At 54.4% G+C, this 18,236-nt stretch carries 31 protein-coding genes and 2 pseudogenes; all 33 read left to right on the plus strand.

Annotated features, from left to right (window positions below; genetic code table 11):
* A partial coding sequence (locus WC515_00005; GenBank protein ID MFA5145754.1) for a hypothetical protein occupies positions 1-115 on the plus strand: 115 nt, incomplete at its 5' end.
* 4 nt (positions 116-119) lie between these two features.
* Positions 120-437 carry a 30S ribosomal protein S10 gene (gene rpsJ, locus WC515_00010; GenBank protein MFA5145755.1) on the plus strand — a complete coding sequence of 106 codons (318 nt, stop codon included), beginning with the start codon at positions 120-122 and terminating at the stop codon, positions 435-437.
* 3 nt (positions 438-440) lie between these two features.
* Positions 441-1,070: pseudogene (rplC, locus tag WC515_00015) on the plus strand (50S ribosomal protein L3).
* A gap of 78 nt (positions 1,071-1,148) precedes the next feature.
* Positions 1,149-1,847: a 50S ribosomal protein L4 gene (gene rplD, locus WC515_00020; GenBank protein ID MFA5145756.1), complete on the plus strand. Its 699-nt coding sequence runs from the start codon at positions 1,149-1,151 to the stop codon at positions 1,845-1,847.
* Positions 1,848-1,849: 2 nt separating this feature from the next.
* Positions 1,850-2,128, plus strand: coding sequence for a 50S ribosomal protein L23 (gene rplW, locus WC515_00025; GenBank protein ID MFA5145757.1), 279 nt, complete (start codon positions 1,850-1,852; stop codon positions 2,126-2,128).
* 52 nt (positions 2,129-2,180) lie between these two features.
* Complete coding sequence (rplB, locus tag WC515_00030; GenBank protein MFA5145758.1) at positions 2,181-2,999, plus strand: 50S ribosomal protein L2; 819 nt, start codon at positions 2,181-2,183, stop codon at positions 2,997-2,999.
* 4 nt (positions 3,000-3,003) lie between these two features.
* A complete protein-coding gene (gene rpsS / locus WC515_00035; GenBank protein ID MFA5145759.1) occupies positions 3,004-3,288 on the plus strand; it encodes a 30S ribosomal protein S19 in 285 nt (94 codons plus the stop codon).
* 4 nt (positions 3,289-3,292) lie between these two features.
* Complete coding sequence (rplV, locus tag WC515_00040; GenBank protein MFA5145760.1) at positions 3,293-3,787, plus strand: 50S ribosomal protein L22; 495 nt, start codon at positions 3,293-3,295, stop codon at positions 3,785-3,787.
* 11 nt (positions 3,788-3,798) lie between these two features.
* Complete coding sequence (rpsC, locus tag WC515_00045) at positions 3,799-4,470, plus strand: 30S ribosomal protein S3 (protein MFA5145761.1); 672 nt, start codon at positions 3,799-3,801, stop codon at positions 4,468-4,470.
* Positions 4,471-4,497: 27 nt separating this feature from the next.
* Complete coding sequence (rplP, locus tag WC515_00050) at positions 4,498-4,911, plus strand: 50S ribosomal protein L16 (protein MFA5145762.1); 414 nt, start codon at positions 4,498-4,500, stop codon at positions 4,909-4,911.
* Complete coding sequence (rpmC, locus tag WC515_00055) at positions 4,911-5,105, plus strand: 50S ribosomal protein L29 (protein MFA5145763.1); 195 nt, start codon at positions 4,911-4,913, stop codon at positions 5,103-5,105. Before rplP ends, rpmC begins: the two co-directional genes overlap by 1 nt.
* Positions 5,095-5,352 (plus strand): 30S ribosomal protein S17, encoded by a 258-nt coding sequence (gene rpsQ / locus WC515_00060; protein MFA5145764.1) that lies wholly within the window; start codon positions 5,095-5,097, stop codon positions 5,350-5,352. The genes rpmC and rpsQ overlap by 11 nt, the downstream gene beginning before the upstream one ends.
* Positions 5,353-5,365: 13 nt before the next feature.
* Positions 5,366-5,734, plus strand: coding sequence for a 50S ribosomal protein L14 (rplN, locus tag WC515_00065; GenBank protein ID MFA5145765.1), 369 nt, complete (start codon positions 5,366-5,368; stop codon positions 5,732-5,734).
* 17 nt (positions 5,735-5,751) lie between these two features.
* The gene (rplX, locus tag WC515_00070; GenBank protein MFA5145766.1) at positions 5,752-6,063 is read left to right on the plus strand and encodes a 50S ribosomal protein L24; all 312 of its coding nucleotides are present in this window, start codon (positions 5,752-5,754) and stop codon (positions 6,061-6,063) included.
* Positions 6,064-6,067: 4 nt separating this feature from the next.
* The gene (gene rplE / locus WC515_00075; protein ID MFA5145767.1) at positions 6,068-6,616 is read left to right on the plus strand and encodes a 50S ribosomal protein L5; all 549 of its coding nucleotides are present in this window, start codon (positions 6,068-6,070) and stop codon (positions 6,614-6,616) included.
* A 40-nt stretch (positions 6,617-6,656) separates the two neighbouring features.
* Positions 6,657-6,842 carry a type Z 30S ribosomal protein S14 gene (locus WC515_00080; GenBank protein ID MFA5145768.1) on the plus strand — a complete coding sequence of 62 codons (186 nt, stop codon included), beginning with the start codon at positions 6,657-6,659 and terminating at the stop codon, positions 6,840-6,842.
* Between the two features lie 49 nt (positions 6,843-6,891).
* A complete protein-coding gene (gene rpsH, locus WC515_00085; GenBank protein ID MFA5145769.1) occupies positions 6,892-7,290 on the plus strand; it encodes a 30S ribosomal protein S8 in 399 nt (132 codons plus the stop codon).
* Positions 7,291-7,302: 12 nt separating this feature from the next.
* On the plus strand, positions 7,303-7,860 hold the full coding sequence (rplF, locus tag WC515_00090) for a 50S ribosomal protein L6 (GenBank protein MFA5145770.1): 558 nt from the start codon (positions 7,303-7,305) through the stop codon (positions 7,858-7,860).
* A gap of 15 nt (positions 7,861-7,875) precedes the next feature.
* Positions 7,876-8,244, plus strand: coding sequence for a 50S ribosomal protein L18 (gene rplR, locus WC515_00095; GenBank protein MFA5145771.1), 369 nt, complete (start codon positions 7,876-7,878; stop codon positions 8,242-8,244).
* Between the two features lie 27 nt (positions 8,245-8,271).
* A complete protein-coding gene (gene rpsE / locus WC515_00100) occupies positions 8,272-8,910 on the plus strand; it encodes a 30S ribosomal protein S5 (GenBank protein ID MFA5145772.1) in 639 nt (212 codons plus the stop codon).
* A complete protein-coding gene (gene rplO / locus WC515_00105; protein MFA5145773.1) occupies positions 8,897-9,343 on the plus strand; it encodes a 50S ribosomal protein L15 in 447 nt (148 codons plus the stop codon). The genes rpsE and rplO overlap by 14 nt, the downstream gene beginning before the upstream one ends.
* Positions 9,336-10,685, plus strand: a pseudogene (gene secY, locus WC515_00110) (preprotein translocase subunit SecY). The gene rplO and the pseudogene secY overlap by 8 nt, the downstream one beginning before the upstream one ends.
* Complete coding sequence (locus WC515_00115) at positions 10,685-11,341, plus strand: adenylate kinase (protein ID MFA5145774.1); 657 nt, start codon at positions 10,685-10,687, stop codon at positions 11,339-11,341. The pseudogene secY and the gene WC515_00115 overlap by 1 nt, the downstream one beginning before the upstream one ends.
* Entirely contained in the window at positions 11,338-12,087 is a 750-nt protein-coding gene (gene map / locus WC515_00120; protein ID MFA5145775.1) for a type I methionyl aminopeptidase, read from the plus strand. The genes WC515_00115 and map overlap by 4 nt, the downstream gene beginning before the upstream one ends.
* Positions 12,088-12,093: 6 nt before the next feature.
* The gene (gene infA / locus WC515_00125) at positions 12,094-12,315 is read left to right on the plus strand and encodes a translation initiation factor IF-1 (protein MFA5145776.1); all 222 of its coding nucleotides are present in this window, start codon (positions 12,094-12,096) and stop codon (positions 12,313-12,315) included.
* A complete protein-coding gene (rpmJ, locus tag WC515_00130) occupies positions 12,312-12,425 on the plus strand; it encodes a 50S ribosomal protein L36 (GenBank protein ID MFA5145777.1) in 114 nt (37 codons plus the stop codon). The genes infA and rpmJ overlap by 4 nt, the downstream gene beginning before the upstream one ends.
* A gap of 102 nt (positions 12,426-12,527) precedes the next feature.
* The gene (gene rpsM / locus WC515_00135; GenBank protein MFA5145778.1) at positions 12,528-12,941 is read left to right on the plus strand and encodes a 30S ribosomal protein S13; all 414 of its coding nucleotides are present in this window, start codon (positions 12,528-12,530) and stop codon (positions 12,939-12,941) included.
* Complete coding sequence (gene rpsK, locus WC515_00140; GenBank protein MFA5145779.1) at positions 12,922-13,317, plus strand: 30S ribosomal protein S11; 396 nt, start codon at positions 12,922-12,924, stop codon at positions 13,315-13,317. The genes rpsM and rpsK overlap by 20 nt, the downstream gene beginning before the upstream one ends.
* Positions 13,317-13,949 carry a 30S ribosomal protein S4 gene (gene rpsD, locus WC515_00145; GenBank protein ID MFA5145780.1) on the plus strand — a complete coding sequence of 211 codons (633 nt, stop codon included), beginning with the start codon at positions 13,317-13,319 and terminating at the stop codon, positions 13,947-13,949. The genes rpsK and rpsD overlap by 1 nt, the downstream gene beginning before the upstream one ends.
* A 30-nt stretch (positions 13,950-13,979) precedes the next feature.
* A complete protein-coding gene (locus WC515_00150) occupies positions 13,980-14,969 on the plus strand; it encodes a DNA-directed RNA polymerase subunit alpha (GenBank protein ID MFA5145781.1) in 990 nt (329 codons plus the stop codon).
* Between the two features lie 7 nt (positions 14,970-14,976).
* Positions 14,977-15,609, plus strand: coding sequence for a 50S ribosomal protein L17 (rplQ, locus tag WC515_00155; GenBank protein MFA5145782.1), 633 nt, complete (start codon positions 14,977-14,979; stop codon positions 15,607-15,609).
* A gap of 195 nt (positions 15,610-15,804) precedes the next feature.
* Positions 15,805-16,971 carry a pyridoxal phosphate-dependent aminotransferase gene (locus WC515_00160; GenBank protein ID MFA5145783.1) on the plus strand — a complete coding sequence of 389 codons (1,167 nt, stop codon included), beginning with the start codon at positions 15,805-15,807 and terminating at the stop codon, positions 16,969-16,971.
* Positions 16,964-18,229, plus strand: a complete 1,266-nt coding sequence (locus tag WC515_00165) for a 3-isopropylmalate dehydratase large subunit (protein MFA5145784.1) — start codon at positions 16,964-16,966, stop codon at positions 18,227-18,229. Before WC515_00160 ends, WC515_00165 begins: the two co-directional genes overlap by 8 nt.
* Positions 18,230-18,236 lie beyond the last annotated feature (7 nt).

Here is an 18,236-nt window from a genome sequence, read left to right on the forward strand (position 1 = left end):
GAATATAGAGATAACCCTAATCACGCCGATAGCGCTCGAGAAGGAACTGAGGTTCGCCGTAAGAGAAGGCGGACACACGGTAGGCGCGGGAGTCGTGACACAGGTCATTGAGTGATACGATGGCACAGCAACAGCAGCAGCAGAAGATAAGGATAAAGCTTTTGGCGTACGATCACCGCCTCCTCGATATATCCACGAGCGAGATAGTGGAGACGGCCAAGCGCACGGGCGCGCTCGTCGTCGGACCGATACCGCTCCCGACCAGGCGCGAGGTCTTCACGGTGCTCCGTTCGCCGCACGTCGACAAGAAGTCGCGGGAGCAGTTCCAGATAAAGACGCACAAGCGCCTTCTCGACATAATAAACCCTACGTCCAAGACGATCGACGCGCTGAAGAAGCTGGACCTTCCGGCCGGCGTATATGTGGAGATCAGGTGATATATGGTCAGTATACTCGGTAAAAAAGTCGGGATGACAAAGATATTCGATGAGGGCGGAAGGTACGTGCCGGTGACGCTCATAGAGGCCGGACCGTGCTATGTCCTGCAGGTGAAGACGAAGGCGACAGACGGCTACGATGCTATCCAGGTGGGGTTGGGGGAAAAGAAGGCGAAACACGCGACCCTCCCGGAACAGGGTCACGCAAAGAAGGCCGGGACCGCTATACCGCGTTTTGTCCGTGAACTGAAGGTTAAGGATGCCGCCGGTTACAAGCCGGGACAGAAGATCGAAGCGGACCTTTTCGCCAAAGGGGATTTTGTCGATGTCACAGGGACGTCGATAGGACGGGGCTTCCAGGGCGGAATGAAGCGATGGGGATGGTCGGGCGGTGACGCGGGGCACGGTTCTATGTTCCACCGCGCCGTCGGATCGATACAGTCGGGCGCCCGGCTCGGCAGGGTCACCAAGGGGCATCATCTCCCCGGCCATATGGGGAATGTGAGGATCACCATACAGAACCTGGAAGTGATCGATGTCGACAAGGAAAATAATCTTATCGCCGTAAAGGGGGCTGTGCCGGGGCATGAGGACGGTCTCCTCATAGTGAAGGAAGCGAAGAAACGGCCAAAAGGTTTCGTTAAACGCAAAGCGCCGCCGCCGGTTTCTAAGAAGAGCGTAAAGGCGCAGGCCGGAGCGAAAAAATAAGATATGAAGACAAACGAGAAGAAAACGAAGACAAAAAACCAAAATAAGACGGCGAAGGCGCCGGAAGCGGGCAAGCCGCTTTCCATCCCGGTTTACGATTCAAAGGGCAAAGAGGTCGAGAAGTATGCTCTCGATAAGGACCTCTTCACCGGGGAGATAAATAAGGGCGCCCTTTATCAGATGGTGCTGATGTACAATGCAAACCAGCGGAGCGGCACGGCATCCACCAAGACGCGCGGCGACGTATCGGGCGGCGGCAAGAAGCCGTGGAGGCAGAAGGGCACAGGCAGGGCGCGCGCCGGTTCTTCGCGGTCTCCTCTCTGGAAGGGGGGCGGCAAGATATTCGGCCCGCACCCGAGGGATTTTCATTACGATATACCCAAGAAGGTCAAACGCGTGGCATTTTTATCGAGCCTGAACGTCAAGGCCGTCGAGCACAAGATGTTCGGGCTGTCGTCCCTGGACCTGGATGAGGCGAAGACGAAAAAATTTAAGGCGATCATGGACGCCCTCAAGCTTAAAGGCAAGAGCCTGTTCGTCCTCGAGTCCGTCGACGACAAGGTCAAAAAGGCCTCGAGGAACATAGGGACGGTCTCCGTGAAGAATTACAAAGATTTCAATGCCGTCGACGTCATCGCGTGCGACACCGTCGTACTAAGCAAGGCGGCGCTCGGCAAACTTAAAGAAAGATTCGGGGATTAACGATGAAGAACCCGCACGACATAGTGAAGGGCATGATACGCACCGAAAAAGGGGCAGGCCTTCTGCAGAAGAATAAGTACCTCTTCTGGGTCGACACCGCATCGAATAAGATAGAGATAAAAGGCGCGGTCGAGGATATCTATAAAGTTAAGGTGGACAGCGTAAACACGATGATGGCCAGGGGAAAGATCAAGAGGGTCAGGTACGTAGCAGGGAAGACCTCTGACTGGAAGAAGGCGATCGTGACGCTTAAATCGGACAGTAAGATCGACGTTACATAGCAGAATAACCGGTCACCGGCAACCAGGTGCCAGTAAAGAAAAGAAAAAAAATATGGGAATAAAAAAATATAAGCCGACTACGGACGCGATGCGATGGACCTCTCTTTCGGATTTCAGCGAGATAACGAAAGACAGGCCCGAGAAGAAACTCCTTATGCCGCTCCGCAGGTCGGGAGGCAGGAATGCCCGCGGAAGGATAACGAGCCGCCACAGGGGCGGCGGCCACAAGCGGATGATCAGGATCATCGACTTCCGCAGGGATAAGCTCGAGATCCCGGCAAGGGTCATAGCCATAGAGTATGACCCGAACAGGTCTGCGCGCCTGGCGCTCCTGGAGTATAAAGACGGGGAGAAGCGTTACATAATCATGCCTTCGGGGTTGAACGTCAACGACGAGGTCATGGCAGGACCGAACGCGGAGATAAAGGTAGGGAATGCCGTTTCGCTCCGGAATATCCCGGCAGGTATCCCCATACATAACGTGGAGTTCAAAAAGGATTCCGGGGCGAGGATCGCGCGTTCGGCCGGTAACGCCTGCCTCATAATGGCCAAGGAAGGGGATTGGGCGCACGTGAAGATGCCGAGCGGCGAGATCCGCCTTATAGGGCTCGACTGTTACGCGACGATAGGACAGGTCGGCAACATCGAACACGACACCATATCGATCGGTAAGGCCGGCAGGTCACGTTGGATGGGGAAACGCCCCTACTCCAGAGGCGTCGCGAAGAACCCGCACGACCATCCGATGGGCGGCGGCGAGGGTAAGGCGAGCGGAGGGCTGCCGCGTTCGCCGTGGGGCCAGTATGCCAAAGGTCTTAAGACGCGGCATCACAGGCACTCCGACATATATATCGTCAAGAGGAGAAAATAGACAGATGTCGAGATCAACGAAGAAGGGTCCTTATATTGAAGAGAAGCTGCTGGCAAAGGTGCAGCAGATGGCCCGGTCCGGAGACAGAAAGCCGCTCAAGACCTGGTCCAGGAGATCAACGATAACGCCGGATTTTGTAGGCCTGACGGTATCCATCTACAACGGCAGGAAGTTCATCCCGGTTTACATAACCGAGAACATGGTGGGGCATAAGCTCGGCGAATTTTCGCCGACGAGAACGTTTAAAAAACACGGTGCCGCCACGGAAGTGTCCAGGGAGCTCACGTAATACGATGATCGCATACGCGAAAGCCAGGTTCATAAGGATATCGCCCAGGAAGTTCAGGCAGATCATACCCTTTGTAAAGGGCAGGAGGGCCGAAGAGGCGATGGCTGTCCTGATGAGCGTGAAGAAACGGGCATCGCAGTACACTATAGAACTTTTAAAATCGGCGATAGCGAACGCCAAAAGGATAAGGCAGGACATCAACCCCGCCAACCTTTATGTGTCCAACATCGTTGTTGACTGCGGGCCGTCGCTCAAGAGGTTCAGGGCGGCATCGATGGGAAGGGCGTCGCCTATCTTAAAGCGCACAAGCCACATAACCCTCGAGGTCGATGAGATAACCGCGAAGGGCGCGTCGGGAACGGCCCGGACCCAGCATAAGGCCGCGGCCCGGGAAAAAGGCCATCCCGAACAGGGCGGTAAGGCGCAAAAGGCCCCGCCGAAGAAGGCGGCAGAAGAGAAGATCAAAGAGAAGTCCAAAAAGCAAAAGACGACAAAGTGAGGTATGAATAGATGGGACAAAAAGTCCACCCGTACGGTTTAAGGCTGGGATATATATATGACTGGAAATCCCGGTGGTTCTCGAAGAGACAGGATTTCCCGAGGCAGCTGGCCGAAGACGTCAAGATAAGGAAGTATATCAAGAAGGCCCTCTCATCCGCTGCCGTCTCCAAGATAGAGATCGAGCGCGCGAGCGATAAGATACGCGTCTTCATATTCAGCGCAAGGCCCGGCATAATCATAGGGCGCCGCGGCTCGGAGATCGAGAAGCTGAAAGACGAGCTCCAGTCGATAGCGGGCAAGGAAGTCTCCATAGATATAAAGGAGATAAAGAACGCGAATGTCGATGCGCAGCTTGTGGCCGAGAACATAACGTTCCAGCTCGAGAAGCGCATACCTCACAGGCGGGCGATGAAGAAGGCGGTCCAGAGCGCCCTCGATTCGGGCGCCCAGGGTATAAAGATAATATGCAGCGGACGCCTCGGCGGCGCCGAGATAGCGCGCAGGGAGAGTTACCGCGTGGGGTCCATCCCGGCACAGACCCTGAGGGCCGATGTCGATTATGGTTTTGCGGAGGCGCTCACCACCTACGGTCTCATAGGCGTAAAGGTATGGATATATAAAGGCGACAAGATACTCGACAAGCCCCAGGACCAGGAAGCGCCGGAAGAGAAAAGAAAGTAACAGCGGGACGGAGCTATATTTATGGGAATGATGCCAAAGAGGGTCAAATTCAGAAAATGCCAGAGAGGAAGGCGCCTGGGGACTTCTTTTCGGGGAGCAACGCTCTCTTTCGGAGAGTTCGGCCTGAAGGCGCTCGAGAACGGCTGGTTCAGCGACCGCCAGATAGAGGCGGCGAGAGTAACGCTCATGAGACACCTGAAGGGCGGCGGCAAGGTATGGATAAGGATATTCCCGGACAAGCCCATTACGAAGAAACCGGCCGAGACAAGGATGGGAAAGGGCAAGGGGGATCCGAGCCACTGGGTCGCCATAGTGAAGAAAGGTAAGATACTGTTCGAGATGGGCGGTGTTCCGCTTGAGATAGCAAGGGAGTGCATGAGAGTGGCCGCCCACAAGATACCGGTAAGGACAAAATTTATTTCAAGGACTGCGGGATCATAATGAAAGTCAACGAACTGCGTAATATGACGGCGGATGAGGTACGGCTCAAGGTAGAGGCGTTGAAGAAGGAACTTTACAACCTCCGGTGCGAAGCCAATATCGGGCGGCTCGAAAAACCGCACAAGGTCAGAGGCGTGAGACGGGATATCGCCCGCTGTGAAACTATCTTAAGGGAGAAGGCAAATGCCAAGTGAGGCCAGGAGCAAAAGAAAAGAGCGTATCGGTATCGTGGTGAGCGACAAGATGGATAAGACCATAACCGTTAAGGTCGACAGGATAAACCGGCACGCCATTTACAATAAACTGATACGCACCGCGACGAAGTTCAAGGCGCATGACGAAAAGGATGAGGCGAAGGTCGGGGATGTGGTGAGGATAAGGGAGACGAGACCCCTTTCCAAGACCAAGCGCTGGATGCTGGTCGAGATAATCAAAAAGTAGAGAGGCACGAGCCATGATACGGATGAGGACCATTTTGGATGTTGCGGACAACACGGGCGCGCGGAAAGCGTCGTGCATAGGCGTCATAGGGCGGGCCAACAGGAAATATGCGGACGTGGGGGACATAATCACCTGCAACATAAAAGAGGCCTCCCCGGACGCCATAGTAAAGGACCACGAGGTGGTCAAAGGCGTGGTCGTGAGGACGGCATTCCCCATAAAGCGCCCGGACGGAAGCCGCCTGCGTTTTGACAGGAATGCGGTCGTCATAATAGACCTGCAGATGAACCCGAGGGGGACGAGGATATTCGGACCCGTCGCGAGGGAGCTGAGGGAGAAGAACTTCATGAAGATAATCTCTCTCGCCCCGGAAGTCGTATAAAGCCAAAGGGTTGAAAAGTGAATAAGATAAAGAAGAACGATGTGGTGTATGTCCTCAGCGGAAGGGACAGCGGAAAGACCGGCAAGGTCTTCATGGTATTCCCGAAAAAGGGGCGCGCCCTTGTCGAAGGGGTCAACTACGTGAAGAAACACGCGCGTAAGACCAAAAATGACCAGCAGGGCGGCATAATACAGAAAGAGGCGACTATACACCTCTCCAACCTGGCCCTTTTCTGCAAGACATGCAATAAGCCGTCCCATGTGGGGACCAGCGTACTGGCCGACGGGACAAGGTCCAGGTATTGTAAAAAATGCAAAGAGGTAGTATAAAGAGATGACCACTCCAAGATTGCTGGAAAGGTACAGGGGCGGGATAACGGCCGATATGATGAAGCGGTTCGGTTATAAGAACCGCCTCCAGGTGCCCAAGATCAAGAAGATCGTTCTGAACGTAGGGATGGGCGAGGCAACGCAGGATATCAAATTCCTGGAGACCGCGCAGAATGAGCTGGCCGCCATCACGGGGCAGAGACCCGTATTGACCCGGGCGAAGGTCGCCATCGCGAATTTCAAGATAAGGCGCGGCTCGGCCATAGGATGCAAGGTGACCCTGAGAAGGGGCATCATGTACGAATTTCTGGACCGCCTCATCTCTATAGCGATACCCAGGATAAGGGACTTCAGAGGGCTCCCGCCGGACTCGTTCGACAAGGGCGGTAATTATTCGTTCGGGCTGAGCGAACAGGTGATATTCCCGGAGGTCGATGTAGATAAGGTGATGAAGGCGCACGGGATGGATATAACGATAGTGACGGATGCGCATACAAGGGACGAGGCGTTCGAGCTCCTGCGGCTTTTCGGGATGCCGTTCGCCAAGAAATAGGTGGTCGCAGAAATTAACCGAAGGGGAAGAGTAAACTGATATGGCGAAGACATCGCTTATTGTAAAGCAGCGGAGGAAACCGAAATTCAAGGCACGGGGCTACAACAGGTGCCAGCTCTGCGGAAGGCCGCGCGGGTTCATGAGACGGTTCAAGCTCTGCAGGATATGCTTCAGAGAGCTGGCGTCCAGGGGCGAGATCCCCGGCGTCGTCAAGTCGAGCTGGTAATACGCGTTTAAGAAGATAGTCAAAACATCGAAAGGAAGAAATTCAAGATATGGCGTTAACAGACCCGATAGCGAACATGCTGACCGCGATCAAGAATGCGAGTTTCGCAAAGAAGAACGTGGTCGAAGTGAAAAATTCGCGTCTTTCAGAAGAGATCCTGAAGATCCTCAAGAGGGAGCGATACATCTCCAATTATAAGGTCATAAAGGATTCCAACCAGGGGATCCTGCGCGTATATCTGATGTACGGTAAGGACCTCACTCCGGCCATCATGGGGATGAAGCGTGTTTCGAAGCCGGGGTTGAGGATATACAAGAAAGTCGAAGAGCTGCCGAAAGTTTACGGCGGCCTGGGAACGGCGATAATCTCCACATCCAAAGGTCTGATGACCGATAAGGAGGCCGGGGCGGGGAAGATCGGCGGCGAGGTCATCTGTTACATCTGGTAAAGGGATAATCTAATGTCAAGGATAGGAAAGAAGCCGGTTGCGGTACCGGGCGGTGTCAAGGCGAGCGTCACAGGGGGGTCTATAATCATAGAGGGCCCCAAGGGCAAGATGAATTGCCCGCTGCCGGTACGCTTTAAGGCCGAGGTAAAGGATAATAATGTCTTCATAGGCAGGCCTTCAGACGAAAAACAGGATAAGGCGACACACGGCCTGATCCGGAGCATCGTCAACAATATGGTCACAGGCGTAACCAAGGGGTACCAGAAGGACCTGGAGATAACAGGGGTAGGGTTCAAGGCGCAGGTGCAGGGCAAGGTCCTGAACATCCAGTTGAGTTACACACACCCTATAAACTACAATATTCCGGAAGGGATAACGATAGAGACGCCCAAGCCGACAATGATCATGATCAAGGGCATCGATAAGATGCTCGTCGGCAAGGTGGCTTCGGAGATAAGGGACTTTTACAGGCCAGAGCCGTATAAGGGCAAGGGCATTAAATATTCCGGCGAGCATGTCCGCCGAAAAGCCGGTAAGGCGGTTGCCGGCGCCGGCGGAACGGGCGGATAAAGAGGGTCATTAAAAATGAAGAGATGGGTAGAGATCACGAAACGCGAGCGAAGGCACAGGATCATACGCAAGAAGGTCTCCGGGACAAAGGATGTCCCCCGGATGAACGTCTACAGGAGCCTCACCAATCTTTACGTACAGCTTATAGACGATGAGGCAGGGAAGACGATAGTATCCCTTGCCACGAACGCGCCGGGCCTCAAGGATAAGGTGAAGAATACCGGCGGCAACGTAAAAGGGGCGGTCATACTGGGTGAAGCCGTGGCCGAACTTTGCAAAGGGAAAGGGATAAAGAAGATAGTGTTCGACAGGGCAGGGTATCTTTACCACGGCAGGGTGAAGGCGCTTGCCGAAGCGGCCCGTAAGGGCGGCCTGGAATTCTAAACAACTTAAATAATAAGAGAGGTAACATTGGCAGACGCAAACGAGAACAAGGCAGAGGCAAAACCGGAAGCGAAACCGGAAGTCAAGCCGGAAGTCAGGCCGGAAGCGAAACCGGAAGTCAAAGCGGCGGAACAACGTCCGAGGCGGGGATTCGGTTTCGGCAGAGGAAGGCCGCGGCAGACAGAGGGAAGGGATGACGGACTTGTCGAAAAGGTCGTCATCATAAAACGCGTGGCTAAGGTCGTGAAGGGCGGCCGCCGTTTTTCGTTCAACGCGCTGGTCGTGGCAGGGGATGGCAAGGGGACTGCCGGTGTCGGCTTCGGCAAAGGCAACGAAGTGGCGGACGCTATAAGAAAGGGCCTTAATGACGCCAAGAAAAACTTCTTTAAAGTGCCTATGAAGGGCACCACCATACCGCACGAGATCATAGGCCACTTCAAGGCGGCCAGGGTGCTCCTGAAGCCGGCAACCCCGGGTACAGGCGTAATCGCCGGAGGGGCCGTGCGGGCGATCTGTGAGGCGTCCGGTATAAAAGATATCCTGACCAAGAGCCTCGGTTCCGATAGCGCCCTGAATGTGCTCAAGGCGGCGGTGAACGGATTGAAACAGCTGCGGTTTGAAAGGGCTATGGCGCACGAAGGGGAAGAGAAAAGTGAAAATAAATGAACTAGGCGCGCCTGAAGGCGCCAACAGGAAGACGAAACGCCGCGGGAGGGGTTCCGGATCGGGCCACGGCAAGAACGCGTGCCGCGGCAGGAAGGGCGCCAGAAAGCGCTCCGGGAGGACCACCAGGCTCAGCTTCGAAGGCGGCCAGATGCAGTTGATAAGGCGGATACCGAAAAGGGGTTTCAATTATCCTTTTAAGAATTTCTGCCAGGTCGTGAACATCGAATCGCTCAACAGGTTCAAAGCAGATTCTGTCGTAGGCCTGAAAGAGCTTAAGGAGGCGGGTCTCATAGGGAGCGAGAAAGAGCTGGTAAAGATACTGGGCGACGGGAAGCTGACGAAAGCCCTTACCGTAAAAGCACACAAGGCCTCCGGCTCCGCGATCAAAAAGATAGCGGCGGCAGGGGGAAAGATAGAGTACATAAATGCTTGAAGCATTTGCCAATACCATAAAGATACCGGACCTTCGCAAGAAGATCCTGATCACGCTGGGGCTCATCGCCGTATACAGGATAGGGACGTATATACCGACGCCCGGGATCGACGGCGCCAAGCTCGCGCAATTCTTCGCCAACCTGGCGCAGTCGCAGGGAGGGGCGTTATTCGGCATCATGAATATGTTCTCGGGAGGCGCCATATCGCGTCTCACGATATTCGCTCTTGGGATCATGCCGTACATATCGTCGTCCATCATACTGCAGCTCCTTACCGCGGTAATACCGGCGCTCGAGAAGCTTGCTAAAGAAGGCGAAGCGTGACATAAGAAGATAGTGCAGTACACGCGTTACGGGACGATCGTCCTTTCGGTGATCCAGTCGTTCTTCATAGCGCTCTGGCTGGAGAACCCGGCGAGGTTCCAGGGGTTGCAGATAGTCCAGTTCCCGGGATGGTCATTCCGGATATTGACGGTCATCACGCTCACCAGCGGCACCGCGTTCATAATGTGGCTCGGCGAGCAGATCCAGGAATTGGGCATCGGGAACGGCATGTCGCTCATAATAACGGCAGGTATCGTCTCCAGGATACCCACCGCGCTTTACCAGTTATACGCGCTCTTCTCGCCGTTCGCTCCGGAAAAGGCGCAGCTGGAGCCGTTCACTCTCATACTCATGGTCCTGATGCTCGTGATCGTCGTCGCGGCCGTGATCGTCCTGACGCAGGGACAACGGAAGATCCCTATACAGTATGCTAAGCGCGTAGTGGGACGGAAGATATACGGCGGCCAATCGACATTCCTGCCGCTCAGGGTGAACCAGGGGGGAGTCATACCTATCATATTCGCGCAGAGCATCATACTCTTTCCTGCTACGATAGCGGGGTTCGTGCAGAACCAGACATTCCAGCGCTTTGCGCAGGTCCTCATGCAGGGCGAAGTGGTTTACAATTCTTTGTACGCTTTGATGATAATATTCTTCGCGTATTTTTATACGGCCATAACCTTTAACCCGATAGACATCGCCGACAATATGAAGAAGTACGGCGGATTCGTCCCGGGCATACGTCCGGGGAAACAGACGGCGGAATATCTCGACTTCATCATGACAAGGGTCACATTCCCGGGCGCGGTCTTCCTGGCGATCATCGCCGTATTCCCGAGCATAATATCCGCATGGCTCAAGATACCGTATCTGGTGGCGAGCTTCTTCGGAGGCACGGGATTATTGATCATCGTGGGCGTCATGCTGGATACGATGAAGCAGATAGAGTCGCACCTTCTCATGAGGCATTACGAAGGCTTTATGAAGAAGGGTAAGATCAAGGCTAGGATGGCTTAATGAATATAATATTGCTGGGACCGCCGGGCGCAGGAAAAGGGACCCAGGCGGGTGTTCTTTCAAAGACGTACAGGCTGCCGCACATATCCACAGGAGACATATTGAGAGAGGCGGTCAAGCACGGTTCGGAGCTCGGCAGGAAGGCAAAGACCTTCATGGATAAAGGCGAGCTTGTCCCCGACGAGGTAGTGACGGGCATAGTGGCCGAGCGCCTGAAGGAGCCCGACACCAGGAGCGGTTTCATGCTGGACGGTTTTCCCAGGACCCTCAGGCAGGCGCAGGACCTCGACGGGGCTTTGAGCGCCAACCGGATGGGTCTGGACCTCGTCCTCTATTTTGAAACTTCTCCGGATGTCGCGATCGACCGGCTTACCGGAAGGCGGGTCTGTAAGAAGTGCGGGTTCAATTTTCATATAAGGAATATACCGCCGAAGCAGGCCGGTATATGCGATCACTGCGGCGGAGAGCTGATGCAGAGACCAGACGATAAGGAAGAGACCGTCCGTAACCGGCTCAAAGTATACGAGGACCAGACGAAGCCCCTCGTCGACTATTATATGAAGCAGAAGAAACTGAAGAGGGTCTCCGGGGATCTGGGGGTAGACGCGCTTTTTAAAGTTCTTTCTAAGACATTCGCCGAGTTGAAATTGGCATGATAGTCCTGAGGAGTGACGACGAGATAGCCGCGATACGGAAAGCGGGGGCGATCGTCGGCCGTACGCTTGAAGTTTTGAAGCGGCATGTAAAGCCGGGCATCACTACTATAGAGCTTGATGCGATAGCGCGGGACGAGATACTCAGGAGAGACGGGTTCCCCGCCTTCAAGAACTATAAAGGGTTCCCGGGAAATATATGCACCTCCATCAACGAGGTGGTGGTGCACGGTATACCGTCGAGCCGGAAGCTTAAGACAGGCGATATAATAAGCCTGGATGCGGGTGTAAAATTCCGCGATTACTATGCGGACGGTGCGGCGACTTTCGCGGTCGGCGAGGTAAGCACCGAGGCGGCGCGGATCATAAGCGTTACCGAGAATGCTCTTTATAAAGGGATCGAAGAGGCGATACCGGGCAACCGGCTGAGCGATATATCGCACAGCATACAGCAATATGTCGAAGAGAACGGTTTTGCGGTGGTCAGGGCCTTCGTAGGCCACGGTATCGGGACGAAGATACATGAGGAGCCGGAGATAGCTAACTTCGGGCCTCCCGGAAAAGGGCCTCGTCTTGAGCCGGGGATGGTGCTGGCGCTGGAGCCGATGGTCAACGCGGGGACGTTCGAGGTCCAGGTCCTGGATGACGGGTGGACGGCGGTGACCAGGGACAGGATGATATCGGCCCATTTCGAACATACGATAGCCGTCAGGGACGGGCGCGCCCAGATAATGACGTCGCCGGGGTGATGAAGAATGAGTCCAAAAGAGGAACCGATAACAGTCGAAGGTAAGGTGCTCGAAACGCTGCCCAATGCCACTTTCAGGGTTGAACTGCCGAACGGGCATAAGGTCCTGGCACATGTATCCGGCAAGATGAGGATGAACTTCATCCGCATACTGCCCGGGGACAGCGTTACGCTTGAGCTGTCACCTTACGATCTTACGCGCGGAAGGATAATAAGAAGAGAAAAATGAAAGTACGATCAAGCATCAGAAAGATATGTCCTAAGTGCAAGGTAGTGCGCCGGAGCGGCGTGCTGCGCATAATCTGTTCGAACCCCAAGCATAAGCAGAGGCAGGGGTGAAACGGTCCATGGTCTACAGACCACAGTCCACAGTTAAAACTGAACCATCGACCATGGACAGTGGACCGTGGACAAACATAGCTATAACCGGGAGGAAATAAGGTGCCGCGAATAGTAGGTGTCGATATACCGAAGGAAAAGAGGGTCGAGATCGCGTTGGGGTACATATACGGGATAGGGAGGACGGTGTCGGGCAAGATCCTCAAGATCGCCAATATCAGCCCGGACAAACGGGCAAAGGACCTTACCGAAGAGGAGGTGGCGCGGCTCTCTTCGATCATACAAAAAGATTATAAAGTGGAAGGAGATCTCCGCAGGGAGGTCAGCGCCAACATAAAACGGCTTATCGACGTCGGATCCTACCGTGGGTTACGCCACAGGAGAGGGCTCCCCGTGCGCGGTCAGAGGACGAAGACGAACGCGCGGACAAGAAAAGGGCCCAGAAAGACGGTAGGAGTGGTAAGGCAAAAGGCAGAAAGGAAGATAACTAAAGAAGGTGGAACAGAAAAAAAGTAAATTCAAAAAAGGTAAAAAGACGGCCAAGGTAGCTCCAAGCGGCATAGCCCACATCCTGGCCACGTTCAACAATACCATCGTTACCATAACCGATAAGGACGGTAACACGGTGGCATGGGCATCGACGGGGAGCGCCGGGTTCAAGGGGTCGAAGAAATCGACGCCGTTTGCCGCAGGCATAGCCGCCGATAACGCCGGCAAAAAGGCGCTCGAGCGCGGCATGAAAGAGGTGGAGGTATACGTGAAGGGTCCCGGCGCAGGCAGGGAATCGGCAATACGCTCGATCCAGGCGGCCGGCCTTACGATAAGGGCTATACGGGACGTGACTCCCATACCTCATAACGGGTGTCGTCCGCAGAAGCGGAGGAGAGTGTAATGGCCAGATATATCAGGCCCTCCTGCAGGCTATGCAGGCGCGAAGGGATAAAATTGTTCCTTAAGGGAGCGAAGTGTCAGACCGACAAGTGCCCCGTCTCCAGGCGCGCATACGCGCCGGGACAGCACGGAGCCGTAAGCGCAAGGAAGAAAGAGTCCAACTACGGCGTTCAGCTTCGCGAAAAACAGAAGGTGAAGAGGATATACGGGGTGCTTGAGAAGCAGTTCAAGCACTACTTCAGGATAGCAGAGAAGGCCAAGGGGGTGACCGGTATTACGCTCCTGCAGCTTCTCGAGAGGCGGATAGACAACGTCATCTTCAGGATGAACCTGGCCCAGTCAAGGGCCGCGGCCCGTCAGCTTGTAGGCCATGGTTCGGTCTATGTTAACGGCCGGCGCGTGGATATACCCTCATACACGGTCAAGGTAGGCGATACGATCATCCTCAAAGTGAAAGAGCCGGTCGCGAAGCGTATCAACGAAACGAGAGAAGTGCTCAAAGACAGGCCTATGGCCAAATGGCTCGGAGCGGATCCGAAGGAGTTCAAGGCGACTATCGCGGACCTTCCGACAAAGGCCGATGTAGGGTTCCCCATACAGGAACAGCTCATAGTCGAGTTATATTCGAAATAATTTTCTGTTAAATCGAAGGAGATGCGATATATGGGAATAAGCATGAAGAATTTCGAAATGCCCAAGAAACTCGTACTGGATGAGTCGAGCTATACGCCCACTTACGGGAAATTCATAGCCGAACCTTTTGAGAGAGGATACGGGACTACCGTCGGGAACTCATTGCGGAGGGTCCTCATATCGTCTATAGAGGGTACGGCCGTTACGAGCATCAAGGTGGCAGGGGTACACCATGAGTTCGGGGCCATAAAGGGCGTCGTAGAAGACGGCGCCCAGATAGTGCTGAACATAAAGAAGCTGATCCTGCGCTCCCACTTCAAGACGCCGAAGCCCATCCATATATCGGTCAGCAAAAAGGGGGAAGTGACGGCGGCGAATATCAAAGTTGACGAGACGGTCGAGGTGATAAACCCCGACCTCCATATAGCCACCCTTACAAAGGACGTAGATCTGAATATAGAGATGGAGGTGGCGCGCGGAAGAGGATATGTCCCGGCAGACCGGAACAAGAGAGAGGGGCAGCCGATAGGCGTCATCCCGATAGATTCTATATTCACTCCCGTCAAGAAAGTAAATTTCTATGTCGAGAATACGAGGGTCGGCCAGATCACAGATTATGATAAACTCATACTGGAGGTATGGACCAACGGCGCCATAGAGCCGAAAGAGGCGCTCCTCTACGCGTCTAACATACTCCAGAGGCACCTCGACATATTCGTCGGTTTCGGGAAGCTCCCGGAAGAGGAAGACGTCCCGGAAGAGACGGAAGAGGAGAGGCAATTGAGGGAGAAGTTCAAGGTGCCGATCTCCGAGCTGGAACTTTCGGTGAGAAGCTCAAATTGTTTGCGCGAGGCGCGCATAAAGACGATCGGCGACCTGGTGAAGAAGACGGAACTCGAGATGCTCAAGTACAGGAATTTTGGTAAAAAGTCGCTTGCGGAGATCAATAAGATCCTGGGCGGCATGGGTCTGGCTCTCGGGATGAAATCGGACGAGAAGAAGACAAAGAAAGAAGAGTAGACGCAAGATGAGACACGGAAAAAAACGCACTAAACTGAGCATGAAGACGAGCCACAGGAAAGCGACTATGCGCAACATGGCCCGTTCTATGCTGAAATATCAGCGTATCGAAACGACGCTGCGCAGGGCAAAAGAGGTGAGGCGTCTCGTTGAGTACCTGATAACCTTATCCAAAGACGATTCGGTCTTCGCGCGGCGCCGCGCCTACGACGTGCTCTCAGACAGGGACCTGGTGTCTAAGCTCTTCAGGGAGATATCGCCGCTATTTAAAGCCAGGGCGAGCGGTTTCACCAGGATAATACCTCTCGGGTTCAGGCGGGGCGATGGGGCCCAGATGGCCATACTGGAGCTCACCGAAAAGAAGATAGTCGAGAAACGCCCGAAGAAGAAGAAAGAGAAAGCGAAGGCCGAAGAGGTTGCCGCTGAAACAACAAAGGCAGCCGCCGAAACGGATAAGCAGGTGAAATCGGAAGAGGCGAAGAAGGAAGAGCCGAAGCCGAAACAGCCGCACAAGCCGAAAACTGCGGTGGCCGAAGAGAAGAAGGCGGAGAGGGCAAGGTCCGAGGAGAAGAAGATGACCGACAAGAAAGGGTTCATGAAGAACCTGCGCGGCTTCTTCCGTCGGAAGAGTGATATGTAGCGGATCTGGCAAAGAGCAATCCCAAAGCCCCTTAATCGTAACTCAGGTTAAGGGGCTTTTTACCGTGATCTTAACCCTCACCCAATGACCAAGCCGGCTTCCTAACCCTGACCCAACGCCCAGTAATTCAAATTTGCCCTTGAGATTTGACGGATTTATACTATAATATTAGGATATATTAATGAGGATATAGAGATGGACATAGCGAAGAGGCTGGCGGAGGTGGCGCCTTCGGCAACGTTAGAGATAAGCGCCAAGGCCAAGAAGATGGCCAAGTCGGGGATAGACGTCATCAGTTTCGGGGCCGGGGAGCCCGATTTTGACACGCCCAGGCATATAAAGGAAGCGGCCATAAAGGCGATAGATGAGGGAGTCACGAAGTATACGCCCTCCAGCGGGACGCCTGAGCTACGGGACGCCATAGCCAAAAAACTTAAGTCCGATAATTCCCTAGATTATGAGCAACCCCAGATCGTGGTATCCTGCGGGGCGAAGCATTCGCTGTATAATATATTCCAGGCGATATGCAACGAAGGCGACGAGGTCATAATCCCGTCTCCGTACTGGCTGAGCTATCCGGAGATGGTCAGGATGGCCGGGGCAAAGCCCGTTTACGCCGGGACGGAGGCTGAGAACAGTTTCAAGTTGACCGAATCGGCCCTCAGGTCAGTGATAACGGGACGCACCAGGGCGCTTGTCCTGAACAGCCCGTCGAACCCCACCGGATGTGTGTACGATAAGACGGAACTCGGGTTCATAGCCGGGCTTGCGGTAAAGCATAAATTTTTCGTCATCAGCGACGAGATATATGAAAAATTGATATACGACGGAAAGAAGCATATATCCATAGCGTCGCTCGGAAAGGATATATACGACCTGACTTTCACCGTTAACGGCCTTTCCAAAAGTTACTCCATGACCGGATGGAGGATAGGTTATGCGGCCGGACCGAAGGATCTCATGGGGGCGATATCCAATCTCCAGAGCCACGCGACGTCAAATCCCGCCTCGATGTGCCAGGCCGCCGCGCTGGCCGCGTTGACCGGCGACCAGGAGTGCGTGGCCCGGATGAGGGAAGAGTTCGAGAAGAGGCGCGATGCCATGGTCGGCATGATAGGCCTGATGCGCGGCATATCCTGCATAAAACCGGAAGGCGCCTTCTACGTATTCTGCGACATATCAAAGACCGGGATGGGCTCCATGGAAGTCGCTACGCGGCTACTGGAGGAAGCGAAAGTAGCGGTGGTGCCGGGAACGCCGTTCGGCTCGGATCGCTTCATACGGCTCAGTTTCGCTACAGGCATGGAGAAGATCGAAAAGGGCCTAACGCGTATAAAGGGGTGGATAGAAAAGTATGGGTAAGACGATAGCCGAAAAGATATTATCCCGTCACGCCGGCCAGGACCTTAAGGCCGGAGACATAGCCATATGCGATGTCGACTTCTGCTTCGGTCAGGACGGCACAAGCTCGATCATTATCGACAGCTTCAGGAAGCTGGGCCTCGGCAAGGTATTTGACAGGACAAAATTCGCCATGGTCATAGACCACAGCGCGCCCAGCCCCAACATGGGCGTTTCCGAGATCCACAAGAAGATGCGGACCTTCGCCGGGGAATTTGATCTGGAGCTGTACGATATAGGTTGCGGTGTCTGCCATCAGCTCATCCCGCAGAAGGGGCACGTCACATGCGGCGACCTCGTTCTGGGCGCAGATTCGCATACCTGCACGTACGGAGCGATCAACGTATTTTCGACCGGGGTTGGATCGACCGACCTTGCCATAACGCTCGCCAGCGGCAAGAACTGGTTCCGGGTGCCGGAGACGATAAAGGTCATAGTCAAAGGCGCCCTCCCCAGGGGCGTATATTCGAAAGATATCATACTGCATATCATAAAGGATATAGGGTCGAACGGCGCCACTTACAAGGCGGTCGAATTCCACGGTGATGCGATACGCGCGCTCAGCGTGGATGCGAGGTTCACCATATCCAATATGGCCGTTGAGATGGGCGCCAAGGCAGGGCTCATGGAAGCCGATAAGAAGGTGCTGAAATGGGTAAGCGAACATTCCGGGAAGGAACCGCATCCGGTAGCCCCGGACCCCGACGCCAGATATGCCGCCATAAAAGAGTACGACATATCCGGCCTTTCGCCTAAGGTGGCAAAGCCGCATGCCGTGGATAACGTGACGGATGCCGGAAAGCTGGCCGATGTAAAGATAGACCAGGCCTATATAGGCACGTGCACCAACGGCAGGATAGAGGACCTGGAGGTTGCCGCCAGGATCCTGAAAGGGCAGGATGTCCATCCGGACGTGAAGTTCATAATCGCGCCTGCCTCGCGGGAGATATACCTGAAGGCGGTCAAGCTGGGGCTCATATCCGTATTCGTGAGATCCGGATGCACCGTTGTCGGACCGGGCTGCGGCCCGTGCGTGGGGACGCATAACGGGGTCCTGGCTGATAACGAGGTCGCCATCTCGACCGCAAACAGGAATTTCAAGGGGAGGATGGGGAACCCTAATTCGTTCATATATCTTGCGAGTCCTGCCACCGTTGCGGCCTCCGCGATAGCCGGCAGGATCACCGATCCCCGTATGTATAAGAAGAAACTGGCGTAGATGAAAA

Source organism: Candidatus Omnitrophota bacterium (assembly GCA_041650805.1).
GTDB lineage: Bacteria > Omnitrophota > Gorgyraeia > 2-01-FULL-45-10 > 2-01-FULL-45-10 > JBAZKM01.

Bases quoted from the DNA above. Each gene is read 5' to 3' on its own strand.
- WC515_00165 (MFA5145784.1), top strand. From the start codon at position 16,964: ATGGGTAAGACGATAGCCGAAAAGATATTATCCCGTCACGCCGGCCAG.
- rpsC (MFA5145761.1), top strand. From the start codon at position 3,799: ATGGGACAAAAAGTCCACCCGTACGGTTTAAGGCTGGGATATATATAT.
- rplV (MFA5145760.1), top strand. From the start codon at position 3,293: ATGATCGCATACGCGAAAGCCAGGTTCATAAGGATATCGCCCAGGAAG.
- rplP (MFA5145762.1), top strand. From the start codon at position 4,498: ATGATGCCAAAGAGGGTCAAATTCAGAAAATGCCAGAGAGGAAGGCGC.
- rplE (MFA5145767.1), top strand. From the start codon at position 6,068: ATGACCACTCCAAGATTGCTGGAAAGGTACAGGGGCGGGATAACGGCC.
- rpsH (MFA5145769.1), top strand. From the start codon at position 6,892: ATGGCGTTAACAGACCCGATAGCGAACATGCTGACCGCGATCAAGAAT.
- rplN (MFA5145765.1), top strand. From the start codon at position 5,366: ATGATACGGATGAGGACCATTTTGGATGTTGCGGACAACACGGGCGCG.
- map (MFA5145775.1), top strand. From the start codon at position 11,338: ATGATAGTCCTGAGGAGTGACGACGAGATAGCCGCGATACGGAAAGCG.
- rplR (MFA5145771.1), top strand. From the start codon at position 7,876: ATGAAGAGATGGGTAGAGATCACGAAACGCGAGCGAAGGCACAGGATC.
- rplD (MFA5145756.1), top strand. From the start codon at position 1,149: ATGAAGACAAACGAGAAGAAAACGAAGACAAAAAACCAAAATAAGACG.
- WC515_00080 (MFA5145768.1), top strand. From the start codon at position 6,657: ATGGCGAAGACATCGCTTATTGTAAAGCAGCGGAGGAAACCGAAATTC.
- WC515_00115 (MFA5145774.1), top strand. From the start codon at position 10,685: ATGAATATAATATTGCTGGGACCGCCGGGCGCAGGAAAAGGGACCCAG.
- rpmC (MFA5145763.1), top strand. From the start codon at position 4,911: ATGAAAGTCAACGAACTGCGTAATATGACGGCGGATGAGGTACGGCTC.
- rpsQ (MFA5145764.1), top strand. From the start codon at position 5,095: ATGCCAAGTGAGGCCAGGAGCAAAAGAAAAGAGCGTATCGGTATCGTG.
- rplW (MFA5145757.1), top strand. From the start codon at position 1,850: ATGAAGAACCCGCACGACATAGTGAAGGGCATGATACGCACCGAAAAA.
- infA (MFA5145776.1), top strand. From the start codon at position 12,094: ATGAGTCCAAAAGAGGAACCGATAACAGTCGAAGGTAAGGTGCTCGAA.
- rpsD (MFA5145780.1), top strand. From the start codon at position 13,317: ATGGCCAGATATATCAGGCCCTCCTGCAGGCTATGCAGGCGCGAAGGG.
- rplB (MFA5145758.1), top strand. From the start codon at position 2,181: ATGGGAATAAAAAAATATAAGCCGACTACGGACGCGATGCGATGGACC.
- WC515_00160 (MFA5145783.1), top strand. From the start codon at position 15,805: ATGGACATAGCGAAGAGGCTGGCGGAGGTGGCGCCTTCGGCAACGTTA.
- rplF (MFA5145770.1), top strand. From the start codon at position 7,303: ATGTCAAGGATAGGAAAGAAGCCGGTTGCGGTACCGGGCGGTGTCAAG.
- rpmJ (MFA5145777.1), top strand. From the start codon at position 12,312: ATGAAAGTACGATCAAGCATCAGAAAGATATGTCCTAAGTGCAAGGTA.
- rpsS (MFA5145759.1), top strand. From the start codon at position 3,004: ATGTCGAGATCAACGAAGAAGGGTCCTTATATTGAAGAGAAGCTGCTG.
- WC515_00150 (MFA5145781.1), top strand. From the start codon at position 13,980: ATGGGAATAAGCATGAAGAATTTCGAAATGCCCAAGAAACTCGTACTG.
- rplQ (MFA5145782.1), top strand. From the start codon at position 14,977: ATGAGACACGGAAAAAAACGCACTAAACTGAGCATGAAGACGAGCCAC.
- rpsJ (MFA5145755.1), top strand. From the start codon at position 120: ATGGCACAGCAACAGCAGCAGCAGAAGATAAGGATAAAGCTTTTGGCG.